General features: G+C 45.1%; 13 protein-coding genes and 2 tRNA genes. 10 read left to right on the forward strand and 5 right to left on the reverse strand.

Features of this window, described 5'->3' with window-relative positions:
* Positions 1 to 66 precede the first annotated feature (66 nt).
* The gene (locus H8S84_RS06390) at positions 67 to 483 is read right to left on the reverse strand and encodes an organic hydroperoxide resistance protein (RefSeq protein WP_187066407.1); all 417 of its coding nucleotides are present in this window, start codon (positions 481 to 483) and stop codon (positions 67 to 69) included.
* Positions 484 to 661: 178 nt separating this feature from the next.
* On the opposite strand from H8S84_RS06390, the gene H8S84_RS06395 reads away from it, so the two are divergent.
* The 8 genes from H8S84_RS06395 (at position 662) to H8S84_RS06430 (ending at position 6,569) form a co-directional block, all read left to right on the forward strand.
* Positions 662 to 735 (forward strand) — tRNA-Arg (locus H8S84_RS06395).
* A gap of 566 nt (positions 736 to 1,301) precedes the next feature.
* Positions 1,302 to 1,688, forward strand: a complete 387-nt coding sequence (locus H8S84_RS06400; RefSeq protein WP_187066408.1) for a response regulator — start codon at positions 1,302 to 1,304, stop codon at positions 1,686 to 1,688.
* Positions 1,689 to 2,129: 441 nt separating this feature from the next.
* Positions 2,130 to 2,206: transfer RNA gene (locus H8S84_RS06405), tRNA-Pro, on the forward strand.
* A 284-nt stretch (positions 2,207 to 2,490) separates the two neighbouring features.
* Positions 2,491 to 3,363 (forward strand): STAS domain-containing protein, encoded by an 873-nt coding sequence (locus H8S84_RS06410; protein ID WP_187066409.1) that lies wholly within the window; start codon positions 2,491 to 2,493, stop codon positions 3,361 to 3,363.
* Between the two features lie 6 nt (positions 3,364 to 3,369).
* Positions 3,370 to 3,780, forward strand: a complete 411-nt coding sequence (locus tag H8S84_RS06415) for an STAS domain-containing protein (RefSeq protein ID WP_187066410.1) — start codon at positions 3,370 to 3,372, stop codon at positions 3,778 to 3,780.
* Positions 3,773 to 4,177 (forward strand): anti-sigma regulatory factor, encoded by a 405-nt coding sequence (locus H8S84_RS06420; protein WP_187066411.1) that lies wholly within the window; start codon positions 3,773 to 3,775, stop codon positions 4,175 to 4,177. Before H8S84_RS06415 ends, H8S84_RS06420 begins: the two co-directional genes overlap by 8 nt.
* A complete protein-coding gene (locus H8S84_RS06425) occupies positions 4,167 to 5,201 on the forward strand; it encodes a SpoIIE family protein phosphatase (RefSeq protein ID WP_187066412.1) in 1,035 nt (344 codons plus the stop codon). Before H8S84_RS06420 ends, H8S84_RS06425 begins: the two co-directional genes overlap by 11 nt.
* A 6-nt stretch (positions 5,202 to 5,207) precedes the next feature.
* A complete protein-coding gene (locus H8S84_RS06430) occupies positions 5,208 to 6,569 on the forward strand; it encodes a sensor histidine kinase (protein WP_187066413.1) in 1,362 nt (453 codons plus the stop codon).
* Positions 6,570 to 6,600: 31 nt separating this feature from the next.
* Here H8S84_RS06430 and H8S84_RS06435 read toward each other — a convergent pair whose 3' ends face one another.
* Together H8S84_RS06435 and H8S84_RS06440 are read right to left on the reverse strand one after the other, a co-directional pair.
* On the reverse strand, positions 6,601 to 7,029 hold the full coding sequence (locus H8S84_RS06435) for a response regulator (protein WP_187066414.1): 429 nt from the start codon (positions 7,027 to 7,029) through the stop codon (positions 6,601 to 6,603).
* Between the two features lie 235 nt (positions 7,030 to 7,264).
* Positions 7,265 to 8,395 carry a PepSY-associated TM helix domain-containing protein gene (locus H8S84_RS06440; protein WP_187066415.1) on the reverse strand — a complete coding sequence of 377 codons (1,131 nt, stop codon included), beginning with the start codon at positions 8,393 to 8,395 and terminating at the stop codon, positions 7,265 to 7,267.
* Between the two features lie 245 nt (positions 8,396 to 8,640).
* On the opposite strand from H8S84_RS06440, the gene H8S84_RS06445 reads away from it, so the two are divergent.
* The gene (locus tag H8S84_RS06445; protein WP_187066416.1) at positions 8,641 to 8,937 is read left to right on the forward strand and encodes a sll1863 family stress response protein; all 297 of its coding nucleotides are present in this window, start codon (positions 8,641 to 8,643) and stop codon (positions 8,935 to 8,937) included.
* A gap of 57 nt (positions 8,938 to 8,994) precedes the next feature.
* Here the strand turns inward: H8S84_RS06445 and paaN are convergent, their stop codons facing one another.
* Positions 8,995 to 10,671, reverse strand: a complete 1,677-nt coding sequence (gene paaN, locus H8S84_RS06450) for a phenylacetic acid degradation protein PaaN (protein WP_187066417.1) — start codon at positions 10,669 to 10,671, stop codon at positions 8,995 to 8,997.
* Between the two features lie 184 nt (positions 10,672 to 10,855).
* Here paaN and H8S84_RS06455 point away from each other — a divergent pair, with 184 nt between their 5' ends.
* Complete coding sequence (locus H8S84_RS06455; RefSeq protein ID WP_187066418.1) at positions 10,856 to 14,173, forward strand: S8 family serine peptidase; 3,318 nt, start codon at positions 10,856 to 10,858, stop codon at positions 14,171 to 14,173.
* Positions 14,174 to 14,271: 98 nt separating this feature from the next.
* Here the strand turns inward: H8S84_RS06455 and H8S84_RS06460 are convergent, their stop codons facing one another.
* Positions 14,272 to 16,551: an aconitate hydratase gene (locus tag H8S84_RS06460; RefSeq protein WP_187066419.1), complete on the reverse strand. Its 2,280-nt coding sequence runs from the start codon at positions 16,549 to 16,551 to the stop codon at positions 14,272 to 14,274.
* Positions 16,552 to 16,613: the final 62 nt, after the last annotated feature.

The following is a 16,613-nucleotide window of genomic DNA, read 5'->3' on the forward strand; positions in this document are numbered from 1 at the left end:
AGCCTTTTCTGTTTTTATGCTAGAAGGAAATAACGAAACAAACAGCGTTTCAACCCACTCTATATTCTACACTACCTCTAGTTGCACCTCTACATTGCCCTGAACACCTATAGAGTAAGGACATATCTGATGTGCTTCGTCTACCATCTGCTGGGCTTTTTCTTTATCTAAGCCCTTCAGATCAACTGTCAGCTTCACACCTAATCCATACTTGCCATTTTCACCTTTCAGCAGGTCTACATGTGCTTTAACAGTAGACTCAGTATCTAGTCGTTCGTGATGCTTTCCGGCCACTACTAATAATGCACTCTGAAAGCAAGCGGCATAACCTGCCGCAAACAGCTGCTCCGGGTTAGTCTTACCCTTCTCCCCTCCCAGTCCTTCCGGCAACGACAGCGGCATATCCAATACCCCGTCCGAAGACACAATATGGCCACGGCGGCCTCCTGTGGCAGTTACTTCTGCCGTATACAATTTTTCCATAGTATATCAGTATTCTGTTTTAGATTCTATTAAATACTACTTAACAGAAGTAAGCTTAGTATTGTTTTACTTTTTACCTCCATGTATTGTACAGCTGCTTAAAATATAAACTAACTGATACTTTTTTTGAGACTATGTTTCCTTTTATCGGCATTGTTTCTATTTTTGCACACGTTCTGCACCCGTAGTTCAATTGGATAGAATATCGGATTTCGGCTCCGAGGGTTAGGGGTTCGAATCCTCTCGGGTGCACATAAAGCCTTGTAAGTATAACTTGCAGGGCTTTTTTGTTTTTTGTCTCCTCCAACCACTCCCTTACAAACCTTCATTAGCGCGGCAGCCACTAAACATACAGTAAAATGATTATAGTATTTTGCTGTATAAAAGCTAAAGAAGATGATAGAATAATCACCACAACTCCAACGGCTAAAGTTCTTACATTACTGCAAAATGGCTTCTATACTTTGAAAGGATTGTATAGCTCAGCACTTTCTTATTTAAAATTTACAAATGAGATTCTGTCCTCCATCACCCTTTATACTTAATTAAGTATACACCACCAACAGAAAGAATACTATATAATGTACAATATATAGTCAATAATATATTATTTGTTAAATTCTACTTCACGTTTAACAACTATAGAATAGTCTTCTAGCCAAAAACTTCTTTAATGATAGCGTTGACAATTATTCCCAAATTAAACATGAGCTAAGATTACTCATTAACAAAGATTAGCTCATACATAAATGCAGCTCAACTTATAGGCCATAAGCAATGTGTGGCTGGCTTAAAAGTTAAATCATGCTACAAGCCCTATGAAAATTTACAGTATCGACGACGACCATATTAATAACTTTTTAACTGAGAGGGTACTACAGGAGGCCGGCCTTCCTAGTCTTACCCGATCATACGCATCTGCTGAGGTAGCACTGGCTGATATAGTACAAACCAGCCGAGAAGAACTTCCCGATATAGTATTTCTTGACCTAAACATGCCCGCGATGAATGGTTGGCAGTTCTTGGAAGCGTTGGAGCCTTATAAAGAGAAAATTCTGGGCAAATCTCATATTTACATCTTGACCTCATCACTTGACACATCAGATGTTAAGAAGTCTGAAGATTACGAGCTGATAGATGGCTTTATCCATAAACCCTTAACTGTAGAGGATGTACAGGTTGTGCTTGATGAGATGAACAATTAAGTATAGTAGTAAACAAACCTCAACTATAAGTTACTTAGGTAGTTCGATATATACATGAGATTCCCTTATTTTCTTCGATATCGAACCATATTTTACCTCGGTGCCATTCAACAATCGTTCTAATAATTTACATCCCAAGTCCGGTCGAAGGCTTTCCTCTAAGTCCAGGATGACGGGTCCAAGTAAATCTATTCGGTTTACCTATCCATTTTCTTGGATAATCACTAGTAAACTATTCTTCAGCTCTTCAATTTTAGTAGTAATAACATCTTTGTAGTGGGTAAACTGAATTGCGTTTGAAATAAGTTTATTGATTACCTGCACAAACTTTGTCTGATTTATACAAGCGAATATTTGTAAGTGAAGAGGTGAAAACACAAATTTTCATATTACCAGGTATTGTATTTTAAGCATTGTAACTTTAATTTGCCTCTGCTAATACGGGGTGTAGCGTAGCCTGGTATCGCGCCAGCATGGGGTGCTGGAGGTCGTGGGTTCGAATCCCGCCACTCCGACCAAAGCCCGGTCCTGTTCTACAGACAGGACCTTTTTTATTTATAATTTACTGTAAAGAGAGCCTAACCTCCTCTTCAGCCCAGCATCCGCAAAACTTCCTCTATTGTATCATTTCAGCATATCCTTTAAACCGATTGCCCGTACTACCTATCTGCTTTAAGTATAATGCCCGGCATCACACTTATTCGTTTTATTTTTATACCTTTGGTACATGTGGCCTTTAGTGCACTCTTCCTGAATTATCTGATCACATCAAATTGAACTTAAACCGTTCATTCTTAAAAACATGAACATAACTGCCAACCTCTTGCAAAAGCAAAAAAAGAGAATACTGGAAATCTGGATGCAAAATCAGCTTGCTGATAGCGCACTAAGAGATGACCTAATGACAAACGACGAGCTACTGAAGCAGTCTGAAGAATTGATAGATGCGCTCGCTCGTGCTGTTAAATCTGGCAACATAGACAATATTTTTGCCGCTGAATTCGATCAAATTACAGAGATTTTAAGTGACGTATCTATTACACGTGCCCGCCAGGGTTTTAGTCCACGCGAAACAGGTATGTATGTGCTTAGCCTGAAAAGAGCTATTAGCACTGTAATGGAAGATGAGTATAAGGATCAGCCTGAAGTTCTTTACAAAGAAATTACCACTATCAATAACCTGCTCGATCAGCTAAGCATCATCACTTTCGAGACGTTCATCAAAAGCCGGGAGGAGGTTATACTTCGCCAGACAGATGAGATAAGCGAAATATCTACTCCGGTTATCCGTGTGTGGGAAGGTATACTTGCATTGCCTATCATTGGCACCTTGGACAGTGCCCGTACCCAGGTTGTGATGGAAAACCTGTTGCAGGAGATTGTGAACACAGGCAGCAACATCGCCATACTTGACATTTCGGGTGTGCCGGCTGTTGACTCTCTGGTAGCGCAGCACCTTATCAAAACAGTTAGCGCAACCCGCCTGATGGGTGCCGAGTGTATCATCAGCGGTATCCGCGCCGAGATTGCTCAGACAATTGTGCACTTAGGTATCGACCTGTCTAACATCAAAACAAAAGCCTCTTTGGCAAGCGCGCTGCAGCTGGCCTTTAGCATGAGTAGCGTGGAAGTAAGGAAAATAAACAAGAACACAGGTGCTGGCCTGATTCGATAACTTAGAATGGATAGAATTCCTATTTTAAAGATGGGGCCATACTTGCTGGTTACTATACAGGTAGACCTGTATGACCGGCTGGCCCTCAATCTTGAAAATGACTTAATTAGCATGGTAAGCAAAACTGAGGCAAAAGGTGTGCTTATCGATATCTCAGCTGTAAGTATTGTCGACTCTTTTATGGGTCGCATCTTAGGTAACATAGCCTCCATGTCACGCATTATGGATGCCGAGACAGTTGTGGTTGGTATGCAGCCTGCTGTGGCAATTACTCTGGTCGAACTTGGCCTTACCTTGCAAGGGGTGCATACGGCACTTAATGTAGAAAAAGGCATGGAGCTGTTACAGGACCTTATTGGCCTGTACGGTGGCTCTAACGAAGACGAAGAGGGAGAGCCAGATGATCGTAATGACTAAAGACACGATGCAAATCGTGCGGGAGCAAGATGTAGTTCCTTTTAGAAATAGGGTACGCGAGTTTGCTGCAAAAATAGGCATGAGCCTGGTTAACCAGACCAAGCTTATTACGGCAGCCAGCGAACTTGTCCGCAACATGCTAAAGTATGCCAGCGGCGGCAAAGTTATTTTAGAAATTATCAGCAAAAGTGCTCAAACTGGCGTAAGACTAACTTTCGTGGACGAAGGGCCGGGTATATCTGATATAAAACAGGCTATGCAGGATGGATTTTCTACGGGCCGTAGTTTAGGCCTTGGGCTTCCTGGCGCTAAAAGACTCGTAAATGAGTTTGATATTCAGAGCACCCCGGGCACCGGCACCACCGTTACGATTATACACTGGAAGCATGGACGCTAATCACCATCACCGTTTTGCCCTACCTGACAGAAGCTTTGCAAGTATCACTAAAAGGGATATTGCCAAGCTTGCTGAAGGCTGGGGTTTTTCTGAGGGGGAAATAGGCAAGGTAAATATCGTTGTTTCTGAACTGCTTTCTAACCTGGCAAAATTTTCTGCAAACGGCGGCGAGATACTTGTAAAGCCAATCGGCAACCCGATCCATACATTCGAGATTGTATGTATGGATAATGGCCCTGGCATGAGTGAGCCTGCCCGTATGCAGGAGGATGGTGTGTCTACTTTCGGCTCATCAGGCGAAGGGTTGGGTGCTATCAAAAGGCAATCATCTTTCTTCGACCTTTACTCGCAACCTAACTTCGGTACTGTAATACTGGTACACATTACCAAAGCCAGTGCGCTTTCTAAAATCCTGCAGGCACCTGCCCGATTAGAGACAGGTTATATTATGGTGCCTAAGCCCAACGAGACTGTTTGCGGCGACGGCTTTGCCATAACTGTAAAGAACAGCAGAACGGAGATCCTGGCACTTGATGGGCTTGGGCATGGTACAAATGCAAACGAAGCGTCTGGGCAAGCTATTGCTGCGTTTCACGAAAACATCAGCCTTGACCCCGCCAACAGGCTGAGGGCAATACACGGTGCTATAAAGAGAACAAGAGGGGCAGTAGGTTTTTCTGCCAGCATCAGCAACGGCACCATAACGTATTGCGGCATCGGTAACATTGCCGGTAAATTGTATACACCAGAATCGTCTCTGCTTGGGGCACAGTATAAGAACATTATCTCGTACAACGGTATACTTGGGCATAACATACCTACCACACTTAACAATCAGCAACTGGAGTGGATGCGCAATAAAATACTTATACTTCATTCTGATGGTCTGAAATCGAGGTGGGATATTGGCAAGTACCCGAACCTGCTAAAGCACCACCCAACCACCATTGCCGCCGTACTTTATTTAGACAACAGCCGCCACACCGACGACACATTGGTAGTGGTATGCAAGGCAAAACTATAGTTGATCATGCTCCGCAACATACTCCGCATTAATATTAACAACGAACTGGATATTGTGCTGGCTTATAAACGCGCAATGCAGCTCTCAGAGAGGCTAGGTGTAGCACTTGCTAACCAGACTAAGTTCGCCACAGCTGTTTCGGAGATTTGCCGCAACGTGGTGGAGTATGTGGGTAGCGGCAACATACAGTTTAACTATGTTGAGGAGAACGGGGTAAATTACCTGGAGGCAATTATCAGCGACAGAGGCCGAGGCATAGGCAATCTGGATCTTATACTTCAGCAAAGCGAACGGTACGGTTACGGCAGCTCACGCGGCATGGGCATCATCAACTCTAAAAAGCTGGTAGATCAGTTTAACATAGAATCTGAGTTCGAGAAAGGTACGAGGGTAACTTTGCGCCGTAAAATTCCGGCACAGGCAGCTATTGTTACTAAAGCAATACTAGACCAATGGGCACTGGAGTTTGAGCAGGAGACAGACATATCGCCATACGCCGAGATAAAGAAACAGAATATGCAGTTGCTGGAGCTGCTGGAGCAACTGCGCATACGCAACCTGGAGGCCGAGCAGCAACTACATGAGATCAAACGCTTGAACTCGAAACTTCAGCAGTACAATACTGAGATCAGCGAACTGCTTGAGGACCGTGATAAGAAGAACAAACTGCTGCAGAAGATAAATGATAACCTGGATGCCTTTGCGCATACGGTATCACATGACCTGCGCTCGCCACTGCAAAACATAAACGGATTAACCACAGCGCTGGAAGCCTGTATCGAGTCCGAGCACCTGAAAGAAGCTAATGTGCTGCTGCCCATGCTAAGGGAGCAAACCTTTAAAATGGACAGGCTGATTACAGGAATTCTGACCTACTCTTTGGCCGGCCACCACGACATACAACGCCGGTATGTGGATTTGCCTGTGCTTATACATCAGGTTATTTCTTCGTTACAAGTGCCAAATAACTTTAAAATAGAAGTACAGTCAGACCTGCCTAACCTCTTTACGCAGGAAATATACATGCAGCAGGTTTTAGCCAACCTGATTGGTAATGCCATAAAATACCACGATCAGCCGGAGCAGGGTGTTATAACCATCAGGTATGAAAAACACCCCGACAGGCTATTATTTACAATAGAGGATAACGGCCCTGGAATACTGGCAGAGCACCAGCCTCTTATATTCGACATGTTTGAGCGCGGGCAGTATAGCGAACGCTTGGACAGCACCGGACTTGGCCTTTCTATTGTTAAAAAGATAGTGAACGAGAAAGGCGGCAACGTGTGGATAGAGTCGCATGGCCGGGGCAGTAAATTTTTGTTTACCTGGCCTGTTGAGGACCTTGTATCGGAAGAAGATAAATAAAAAAGGGCTGCATTGCAGCCCTTAACTTTTTCTATCGTGTAGCAAAATATTCTCTCATAATCTCACGTACATCGTGCTTTGTAAGTGCTTTGGAGAAATGCTTCTTCACTTTTTTGTAATTCCTTAGCCTCTCCAGATCATAGAAGCTGGCAGATGAGGTAAGCATTAGGATGATCACCTGGTCTGTAACATCGAGCCCTTCCTGCTGATATGCGTCCAGGAATGAAAAGCCATCCATTACAGGCATTTTAATATCCAGGAAGATAAGGTCAGGTGATTTTAGATCAGAGGTTCCGGAGGCAGCAGTTTTAAGATAGTCAATCGCCTCACGGCCATTCTTCATTACAACAATTTTCTTGGCTACCTGCATGTCTTTCAACAAGCGCTCATTTAAGTAATTTGTAGTGTCATCGTCGTCTACCAACATCACTAAATCAAGCGATTCACTGTATTTATCCATTGTTGCTTCTGCTGTTATGAGTAAGTATAGACGCCTATGGATTTCATAATTGCACTATACTTGTTTAACCCTTGCAAATATCGCCTTTTGTTATCAACAAACCAATTAATGTCCAAACATTTGGTTAGTTTCTGACTATTAAGAAAGTATGAAATTCTCATTATCATACTTATAGGTTGCTTATCTGATTTAGCTGCGCCAATTAATTAAACAAAAGTATCGCCTGATGTAGCCTTTAGGCAGTAATCTGATCTGTGTGTTTTGCCTGAGATTTTTTCTTTTTGCTCTTGTTACGCCAGATCACAATTCCGCTCACCCAAAGTATAGCTGGCATCAAACCCATTATAAACCAAAGCACTCTGGTAAACATCCCTCCTATCTCTCCGAAGTGCACAGGCAGAAACCAGTTGCGTGTAAGTTGGCTACCACTAGATGCTCTTAAGGGTTCATACACATACAAAGGCTGGCCGCTGTACTGGTCCAGGTATACTTGTGGGCGGTATTCCGGGCCTCGGTCTACTTCGCTTGCGTTGGTTAAGGAAAAGTAGGCATAGTCCAGGCTGTCTTTTGGCATGGTTAGGTTACGTTTATAGTAGCCCTGGTCTTCGAATGACTGCATCTGCTCCAGCAACTGGTACACACTAACAGGTGCTACACCAGCCTGGTAAACCGACTTTAGTTCTTTAGGGTTTGGTGTCTTCGCTTTCGAGTTTGTCAGCACATCTGCTACCGCTTGTACCTGCTCCGGAAAAGCAAAGTATAAACCGGTAGTGGCAGCTATGAAAAGCGGCAGACTAAAGTAAAAACCCAGTACATTATGGATATCATAATTGCGGCGCTTGCTAGAGGCATTACGCTTAAATGTAAGTCCAGCTTTGAGCTTTTTCTTTTTGCGTGGCAGCCACAAGTATAAACCCGACGACACCAGCACCAGTGCCAGCAGAAGACTGCAAATACCGGTTATCGTGGATCCAATTTCACCTAATGTCAGCTGGCGGTGTATTTCCAGAACAGTATCAAGTATACCGCGCCTTTTTTCCATTTCACCTAAGTAGGCGCCTGTACTGGCATCAAAAAATACCCATTCTTTTTTACCCTTTACTTTAAAGGCATAGTTCTCGAGCTCACGCAGCGGGAACAGGGCATTTGTAACCGGTGCTCCAAAATGTTTCTCAGCTGCTTTAAAGACCACCTCTGCAGGCTTTGGCAGAACACCGGATGCTGTGCTGGTATACAGGTCGCTGTAAAGCATGCGGGTAAGCTCCGGCTGAAAAGTATAAACGGAACCTGTTACCCCAACAACAGCAAGTACAGCCCCTGTAGTAAGGCCAATCCACAGGTGCAGTTGGATGATCAGTTTACGCATAGTATACTTTTGCTTTCTTAACCGGAATATAGCTTTGGTTATAGCCTCTCAATTATTTAGATTAATTCTAATTAGAACACAAATGTACATCGCACCGGCACATTACCAAGCAGGTTACCATTAATTTATCTTTGAGTGCTCCCAAGTATACCCTCTCCCCTATATCCTTTTTTAGCTTTTACCTGTATTTAGAGTATAATTTGCCCGTGTAGGCACTAGTTGGAGCAAAAGAAAGCAAATACATTATGGATACATATCACCTAAACCCGGAGCACATGCGGGCTCCTGATCACCTGACAAGAGAAGAGGTGCAGAAGAGCCTGGCAGAACTGGATAGCAAGATAAAGACGCTGCGCGGCCGCATTAACGCGACAACAGCGGACTCTAACCATACTTACCACGAACACATTGCCGCCCTTGAACGAAAGCGTGAGCTTATAGCCGAAAAGCTAAACGACACCGAAGATACTCAAAGCAAATGGCATGAACTAAAGAGCGGATTAGACAACTTGAAAGACGATATAGGCAAGTTCTTTAAGTAGAAACAAAAAACGCCGTCAGCTTACTCTGACGGCGTTTTACTTTAAGCTTTATTATACTTAGCCTGCAACCGGCTCACGGAAGCCAACCCAGGTAAAGCGTTTAATCACAAACTCAGGGTTAGTGAAAGAAGCGTTACCCGCAGGGTTACCACCAGTTACGTGGAAGTCTGAGAAGCTGGCATTCTGGTTCACATAAATACCACCAGTCAGGTTAAAGGAAACAGGCGTTCCGGCCAGGCTCATCTCATCCATGATCTTCTCCTTCACCTCAGGGTCTGTAGTATAAGCCCCGCACGAAATGGCGCCGTAGTTCATGGCCATCTCCTTGGCAAGCTCAACAGACTGGTTAGTATCTTTCGTTTTGATGATAAGCATGATTGGACCGAACAACTCACGGCTATAGCTTTCTTTCTCTGTAGCATCTACCTCGTAAATAACAGGCGTGCAGGTACGGGCATTGGCAAACATTGGATTTGAGAAATCGCAGGTGCTTAACACTTCTTTGCCTTTAATAGAAGCTGCGCTCTTAACACGCTCTGAGGTAGCCGGGTTCTGAATAGCTCCCAATACATGCGGACCTGCCTTCGGGTTATTTACCAGGCCAGACACAGCATCAGAGATCTTTCTTACCACTTCTTCAAAAGGAACAGTTTCGCCGCCGGCTACTTTTACACCACCTTCTGGTATAAAGAAGTTCTGCGGTGCAGTACACATCTGCCCGGAGTATAAACTAACTGAAAATGCTAAGTTCTGCGCTACCTTATCCAGGTCCTCCACAGAATCTATGATAATAGAGTTAACACCGGTTTTCTCCGTAAAGGTAGTCTTACCTGGCAGGCTCTCTACATAATTTCCAAACTCAGTACCTCCGGTATAGTCGATCAGCTTCACCTTCGGATTTTCTGCCAATTCCTTTGTGATCAGGTGGTCGTCAGCGTCAACGGCCAGTTGGCAGATGTTCGGGTTAAGTCCATTTTCCTGCAGCACCTTTTGTACTTCTGCTACCACTATGGCAATTGGCAAAACAGCTTTCGGGTGTGGCTTTACAATGACAGGGTTACCTGTTACAAGGCTGGCATACATTCCAGGCACGGTGTTCCAGGTTGGGAAAGTAGAGCAACCAATTACCAGCGCAACACCTTTGGGAACCGCTTTCCATGTTTTGTTTAGCTTCAGGTTATACTTGCCCATCGGCTTTTCCCACTCCGTTGTTTCCGGGAAGCGAGTTTGCTCCTCCAGGCCAGCTGCTACTGCCTCTAAAGCTCTGTCGGCTGCATGTGGTCCCGATGCCTGGAAAGACATCATGTACGCCTGGCCTGTAGTATGCATGGTAGCATAGGCAATCTCAAAGAAACGCTCTTTCATGCGCTCCAACGACTCTACAAGTATAGCCGCACGGTCAGCTGGCTTTACTTTGCGCCACTGGTGGTAAGCTTCTTCGGCTCTGTTTACCAATGTTTCCGGTGCAAAGTATGGGTATTTGATATTAAGCGGCTGCTGCTCGTACGGCGAATCCTCCTGCCCTACCCATTGCTCCGGCTCCTGCTGCAGCAACTCATCAAATTTCTCGTTCAGGTGCGACTTATACTTTTCGCGGCCTTCCTTGTCAGCGTTCTCACCATAAACTTCAGGCGAGGGGTTCTCCGGGTAACGTGCATAGAAGGTTCGCTCATGAAGAGCTTTAATAGCCGTATTTAAGGCATCTTGATGCTTATTAAGCAAATTCAGTTTCATAGTTCGAATATTAAATATAATTATTTCTCTATATTTTCGACTTTATTACGGAAAGTTACGTAAAAATATTCAATGGTACGAAGGCCACTGAATTTGAAATTTATTAACAAAGTTCAATAAGTCTTATCTGCCAACGCGCGAGTCTATCTAAAATTTTACAAGAAACCCTAAATCGCTTGATGAAATGTTTACAGATTACCCGATGCTGAGGCGGATATTTATCTTTGCTTTAACATTCCTATTTGCCACCTACAGTTATCAGGTTTATGCACAGCAGCGCCAGCCACTTGGTGCCGAGACTAAACCTTATACTTTAGTTTATAAACTTAAGCAGCAACCGGAAAACGGTCGTGTATCTGATGCACCCTTGCAAGCGGCGCTTCAGAAGATTGGCGCCAAGGCCACTAAGCGTAAATTTCCGGATGCAGCAGTACAACCACTTAGCAGGCGAGCCACTGCTCCCGAAATAGCCAGGATTTTCGAGCTTAATTATTCGTCTGAAATAGGCTTCGAAAAAGCCCGCAATGTACTAATGGCCTCTGGTCTGGTAGAGTATGTGGAGCCCTTATATGAACGGGTTCCTTTCCACCAGCCTAACGATCCTGCCGCCGATTCCACCTTAACCACACAATATTATTTAAAGCTGATTAGTGCTTACCAGGCATGGGGTGTAGAAAAAGGTGACACGAATGTAATAATCGGCATTTTAGATACAGGGTTTCGCCTGACACACCAGGACCTGAAGGCAAAAGTTAAACGCAATTACAACGACCTCATTGATGGAAAAGACAACGACGGCGACGGATACATTGATAACTACGAAGGCTGGGACTTTGCAGACAGCGACAACAACCCATTTGATGACACACGTTTTAATGGGCACGGCACAAATGTAGCCGGAGTGGCTGTAGCAGCAGCTAATAATAGTACAGGCATGGCGGGAGTTGGTTACAACATAAAGTTTATGCCACTTAAGGTTTTCACTTCTACCTCGTCGGGTGGCTTTGGCGGCTACGAAGCAATTGTGTATGCTGCTAACAAAGGTTGTAGTGTCATCAACTTATCGTGGGGAGGCGAAGGTTATTCTAAGTATGAGCAGGACATTATTAATTATGCCGTTCTGGAACGTAACGCTGTTATTGTAGCCTCAGGGGGTAACACAGCTGGTAACATCAACTTCTATCCCGCCTCTTATGATAATGTGATTTCTGTTGGAGGAACCGATGCCAGTGATATAAAGCACAGCACATACACCCACAGCTATAACATAGATCTTACAGCTCCGAGTCGAAATGTGTATACAACTTCCCATGCCTCTGACTCGGCTTATGGCGGAGCAAACGGGACTTCCTTTGCATCTCCTTTGGTGGCTGCCTGCGCAGCGCTTGTACGCTCCAGGTACCCGGAACTGAATGCCCGGCAGGTGATAGAACACCTACGCGTAAGCTCAGATGATATTTATACGATAGCTCAGAATCAGCCATACCTCGAAATGCTTGGCAAAGGACGCGTAAATCTAAAAAGAGCAATAAAGCAACAAGGACTAAAATCTACGAGGTGTACAAAGTTCGAAATAGTAGGTAGCTATGCTCCTCCGGCTGGTGCCACAGCTCATATAAAGGCAGACTTTATCAACTTCTTAGCACCTACCAGCGCCCTAGAAGTTACGCTTTCCTCACCCTCTCCTTACATCACTGTCACTAAAAATAAGGTTACACTTGGAGCAATAGGCACTATGGCCAGTATTAGCGCTGGTAGCCAACCTACCTTCACATTTGAGATTGCCGAGAATGCGCCAGCAAACCATCAAGTCGTTTTCCGGCTGGGCTACAAAGATGGCAGCTACGATGATTTCCAGAACTTTGTACTAAAGGTTAACCCAGATTTCATTACACTTGATGTCAACAATTTGAAAGTTACGCTCAACAGCAAAGGCAACCTAGGGTACAATGGCTTTAAATTTGGCGAAGGAGATGGTGTTACTTACAAAGGCAGCAACCCAATGTTGTTTGAGGGCGGATTAATCGTAGCTGCATCCAACAATCGTGTTTCTGATAACTTACGCTCAAAGATGTGGGAGAACGACGGGGATTTTATACCTACAAGTATTACCAAAAGACACTTAAATACCCCACTTGCCACACAGGAAGTACGGCATGTGATGCACGATAACCATAACACGCCCAACGAACTGAATGTAGGGGTGCAGGTAAAACAGATAGCATATGCCTGGAACACCACTGGCCATCAGGATTACATTGTGCTGGAGTACCATATTAAAAATACATCTACTGAAACATTCGAAAAACTACATGCTGGCTTATTTGCCGATTGGGATGTTGGTGAGTATTACCTAAACGCCGCCAACTGGGATAGTGAAACTCAACTGGGCTATGTGCACCATGTGTCCGCTAAACTACCGTATGTGGGCATTAAGCTGCTTTCTGATAAAAACCCATCCTACTATGCTATTGATAACATAGGAGCCCAGGATGATGACCTTACAATTGAGGATAACTTCACATCAGAAGAAAAGTATAAAACACTATCTAATGGCATTGCACGTAAAACAGCAGGAACAGCCTATGGCAACAATGTGTCGCATGTTGTTGGGGCAGCCGTTAATAAACTGGCTCCCGGCGAAACTAAAATAGTTGCTTTTGCACTGCTTGCTGCAGATAACTTATCTGGACTTAAAGCTAACGCACTGGCTGCACAGCAAAAATATACCAGTTTTAGAACAAGCCAGCTGCCTGTGGCTCTCGCAGATACTGCCTGTGCGGACAAAGATGTTACCTGGGTACCTCAGGGTGGCACAAAATTTAATTTTTACGCCGATCAGCAGAAAACAACACCTCTCGGTAGCGGACCCTCTTATACCTTGAAAGAGTTAAAATCAAAAACAACTATTTATGCTGCCGGAGCTGACTCAGTATTTGAGAGTGCCGCCGTACCAGGCACTTTTTCGCTGTCCATGACTCCGGTAGCTGATTTCGAAGTACAGGGTGATATTTTTGCAGGAACTCCAGTTACTTTCATAAATAAAAGCAAGAATGCTTCGAGCTGGCGCTGGGACTTTGATAGCGTCCAACCCTTTATGGAGAAAGACCTGACGTATACTTTCGAAAAGCCTGGCAACTATGAGATTACCTTAACCGTGACAGACAGGCAGAGTTGCTCGGAGGTATCGGTGACAAAAGTGGTAGAAGTGAAAGCAGCCAACCCAACTGCCATCCCTAACGCATTGGCTGGCCAACTTCAGGTATACCCTAACCCAACCACAGGCCTACTGCATCTTAAGCTCGACAACAACGGGGCCAGGCAAAAGCTGCCGGAGGTGGCGCTGACGGACATGGTTGGCAAAACAGTGCGGGTGCCTGTTGCCGGCAACGCCGATGCTGCTGTTACAGACTTATCTGATCTGGCTGCCGGCGTTTACCTGGCTCGTATTAGCTACGACGGCGTAAGCGTTGTAAAGCGCATAGTGATTATGAAACCTTAGCATCAGCTATACCAAATATAGAACACGCTCATTAAGTATAAAAACAAAAAGGCCTCTCTGGTTTCAGAGAGGCCTTTTTGTTTTTATACTTTCAGCAATTAGGCGTTAGCGGCCTGCTTTTGCTGCTGACGAATCAGGTTTAGGGCAGAACCCGCCTTGAACCAGGCAATCTGACCTTCGTTGTAAGTATGGTTTACTGTAAAGCTGTCCTGGCTGCCATCTTTGTGCGTTAACACCACTTTAAGCGGCTGGCCTGGCGTAAAGTTCTCCAGACCAAGGATGTCGATGGTATCGTTCTCCTCGATTAGGTCATAATCAGCTTTGTTGGCAAACGTAAGCGCCAGCATACCCTGCTTCTTCAGGTTAGTTTCGTGGATACGAGCGAAAGACTTCACGATAACCGCACGAACACCCAGGTGGCGTGGCTCCATGGCCGCGTGCTCACGAGATGAACCTTCGCCGTAGTTTTCGTCTCCTACTACTACTGTTCCGATTCCCTGTGCTTTGTAGTTACGTGCTGTAGCTGGTACTGCATCGTAACCACGTGTCATAGCGTTGTATACTTTATTAGCCTCACCGTTGAAAGCATTGATAGCACCGATCAACATGTTGTTAGATATGTTGTCCAGGTGACCACGGTACTTCAACCATGGGCCGGCCATTGATATATGGTCAGTTGTACACTTACCTTGTGCTTTAATAAGAAGCTTCAGGCCTTTCAGGTCTGTGCCTTCCCATGGCTTAAAGCCTTCCAGTAATTGCAGACGGTCAGAGCCTGGATCAACTACAACCTCTACGCTGCTTCCGTCTTCTGCAGGAGCCACATAACCAGCATCCTCTACAGCAAATCCATTAACCGGCAACTCAATACCTTTTGGCTCATCAAGTTTAACCTGTTGGCCATCTTTGTTTGTTAAGGTATCGGTAAGTGGGTTAAACGTAAGGTCACCGGCAATAGCGAAGGCAGTTACGATCTCTGGTGATGCCACGAACGCGTGTGTATTCGGGTTACCATCGTTACGCTTGGCAAAGTTACGGTTGAACGACGTGATGATAGAGTTCTTGCGAGTCGGATCATCAGTATGGCGTGCCCACTGGCCGATGCAAGGACCGCAAGCGTTAGCCAATACTACACCACCCATCTGTGCGAATGTATCTAACAAGCCATCGCGGGCTGTAGTATAACGTACAAGCTCAGAACCAGGAGTAATAGTAAATTCAGCTTTCGCTTCCAGGTTTTTAGATACCGCCTGTTCTGCGATAGAAGCAGAACGTGTGATGTCTTCGTAAGATGAGTTCGTGCAAGATCCGATCAAACCTACTTCCAATTTAGCTGGCCAATTGTGCTCTTTTACAACTGCAGCAAACTGAGAAATTGGCCATGCAGCATCCGGAGTAAATGGTCCGTTTACGTGTGGCTCCAGTGTATTTAGGTCGATCTCGATCAGCTGGTCGTAGAAAGAAGCCGGATCAGCGTATACTTCGTCATCAGCACGTAGCAGGTGTGCTACTTCGTCAGCCAGTTCTACTACTTCTTCGCGCTTGGTAGCGTTCAGGTAAGCACGCATGCTGTTATCGTAGGCAAACACCGATGTAGTTGCACCAATCTCAGCACCCATGTTACAGATAGTACCTTTACCAGTGCAAGACATAGACTCAGCGCCTTCGCCGAAGTACTCCACGATAGCACCTGTACCACCTTTTACAGTAAGGATACCGGCTACTTTCAGGATAACGTCTTTCGGAGAAGTCCAGCCGCTCATTTTACCAGTCAGCTTCACGCCGATCACTTTCGGGAATTTAAGCTCCCAAGGCATGCCTGCCATTACGTCTACGGCATCAGCACCACCAACACCGATCGCGATCATACCCAGACCACCAGCATTTGGTGTGTGTGAGTCAGTACCGATCATCATACCACCCGGGAAAGCGTAGTTTTCTAACACTACCTGGTGAATGATACCAGCACCCGGCTTCCAGAAACCGATACCATACTTGTTAGATACAGAAGCAAGGAAATCGTAAACTTCTTTATTCTCGTTGTAAGCGTCCTGTAAGTCGGCGTCAGCGCCAACACGAGCCTGAATAAGGTGGTCGCAATGCACAGTAGAAGGTACTGCTGCCTGCGCCTTACCAGCCTGCATGAACTGAAGCAAGGCCATCTGTGCCGTTGCATCCTGCATAGCTACCCTGTCCGGAGCGAAATCTACGTAAGATTGACCACGCTCATGTGCTCCTGTAGCCGGACCTTCGTAAAGGTGCGAATAAAGGATCTTTTCTGTCAGGGTAAGCGGTCTGCCAACCTTTGCGCGGGCAGCAGATATGCGCTCTTCCATGCCGGCATAAACTGCCTTGATCATTTCTAAATCAAATGCCATAGTTTTGCTATTCTTAACGTTTTTAATTCTTCTATTTGAAGTTTACAAATGTACAAATCAAT

This window comes from Pontibacter cellulosilyticus (assembly GCF_014306105.1).
Classification (GTDB): Bacteria; Bacteroidota; Bacteroidia; order Cytophagales; family Hymenobacteraceae; genus Pontibacter; species Pontibacter cellulosilyticus.

Excerpts from the sequence above, each read along its gene's own strand:
- H8S84_RS06455 (WP_187066418.1), top strand. The coding sequence starts at position 10,856 with ATGTTTACAGATTACCCGATGCTGAGGCGGATATTTATCTTTGCTTTA.
- H8S84_RS06440 (WP_187066415.1), bottom strand. The coding sequence starts at position 8,395 with ATGCGTAAACTGATCATCCAACTGCACCTGTGGATTGGCCTTACTACA.
- H8S84_RS06430 (WP_187066413.1), top strand. The coding sequence starts at position 5,208 with ATGCTCCGCAACATACTCCGCATTAATATTAACAACGAACTGGATATT.
- H8S84_RS06460 (WP_187066419.1), bottom strand. The coding sequence starts at position 16,551 with ATGGCATTTGATTTAGAAATGATCAAGGCAGTTTATGCCGGCATGGAA.
- paaN (WP_187066417.1), bottom strand. The coding sequence starts at position 10,671 with ATGAAACTGAATTTGCTTAATAAGCATCAAGATGCCTTAAATACGGCT.
- H8S84_RS06435 (WP_187066414.1), bottom strand. The coding sequence starts at position 7,029 with ATGGATAAATACAGTGAATCGCTTGATTTAGTGATGTTGGTAGACGAC.
- H8S84_RS06390 (WP_187066407.1), bottom strand. The coding sequence starts at position 483 with ATGGAAAAATTGTATACGGCAGAAGTAACTGCCACAGGAGGCCGCCGT.
- H8S84_RS06410 (WP_187066409.1), top strand. The coding sequence starts at position 2,491 with ATGAACATAACTGCCAACCTCTTGCAAAAGCAAAAAAAGAGAATACTG.
- H8S84_RS06415 (WP_187066410.1), top strand. The coding sequence starts at position 3,370 with ATGGATAGAATTCCTATTTTAAAGATGGGGCCATACTTGCTGGTTACT.
- H8S84_RS06445 (WP_187066416.1), top strand. The coding sequence starts at position 8,641 with ATGGATACATATCACCTAAACCCGGAGCACATGCGGGCTCCTGATCAC.
- H8S84_RS06420 (WP_187066411.1), top strand. The coding sequence starts at position 3,773 with ATGACTAAAGACACGATGCAAATCGTGCGGGAGCAAGATGTAGTTCCT.
- H8S84_RS06425 (WP_187066412.1), top strand. The coding sequence starts at position 4,167 with ATGGACGCTAATCACCATCACCGTTTTGCCCTACCTGACAGAAGCTTT.
- H8S84_RS06400 (WP_187066408.1), top strand. The coding sequence starts at position 1,302 with ATGAAAATTTACAGTATCGACGACGACCATATTAATAACTTTTTAACT.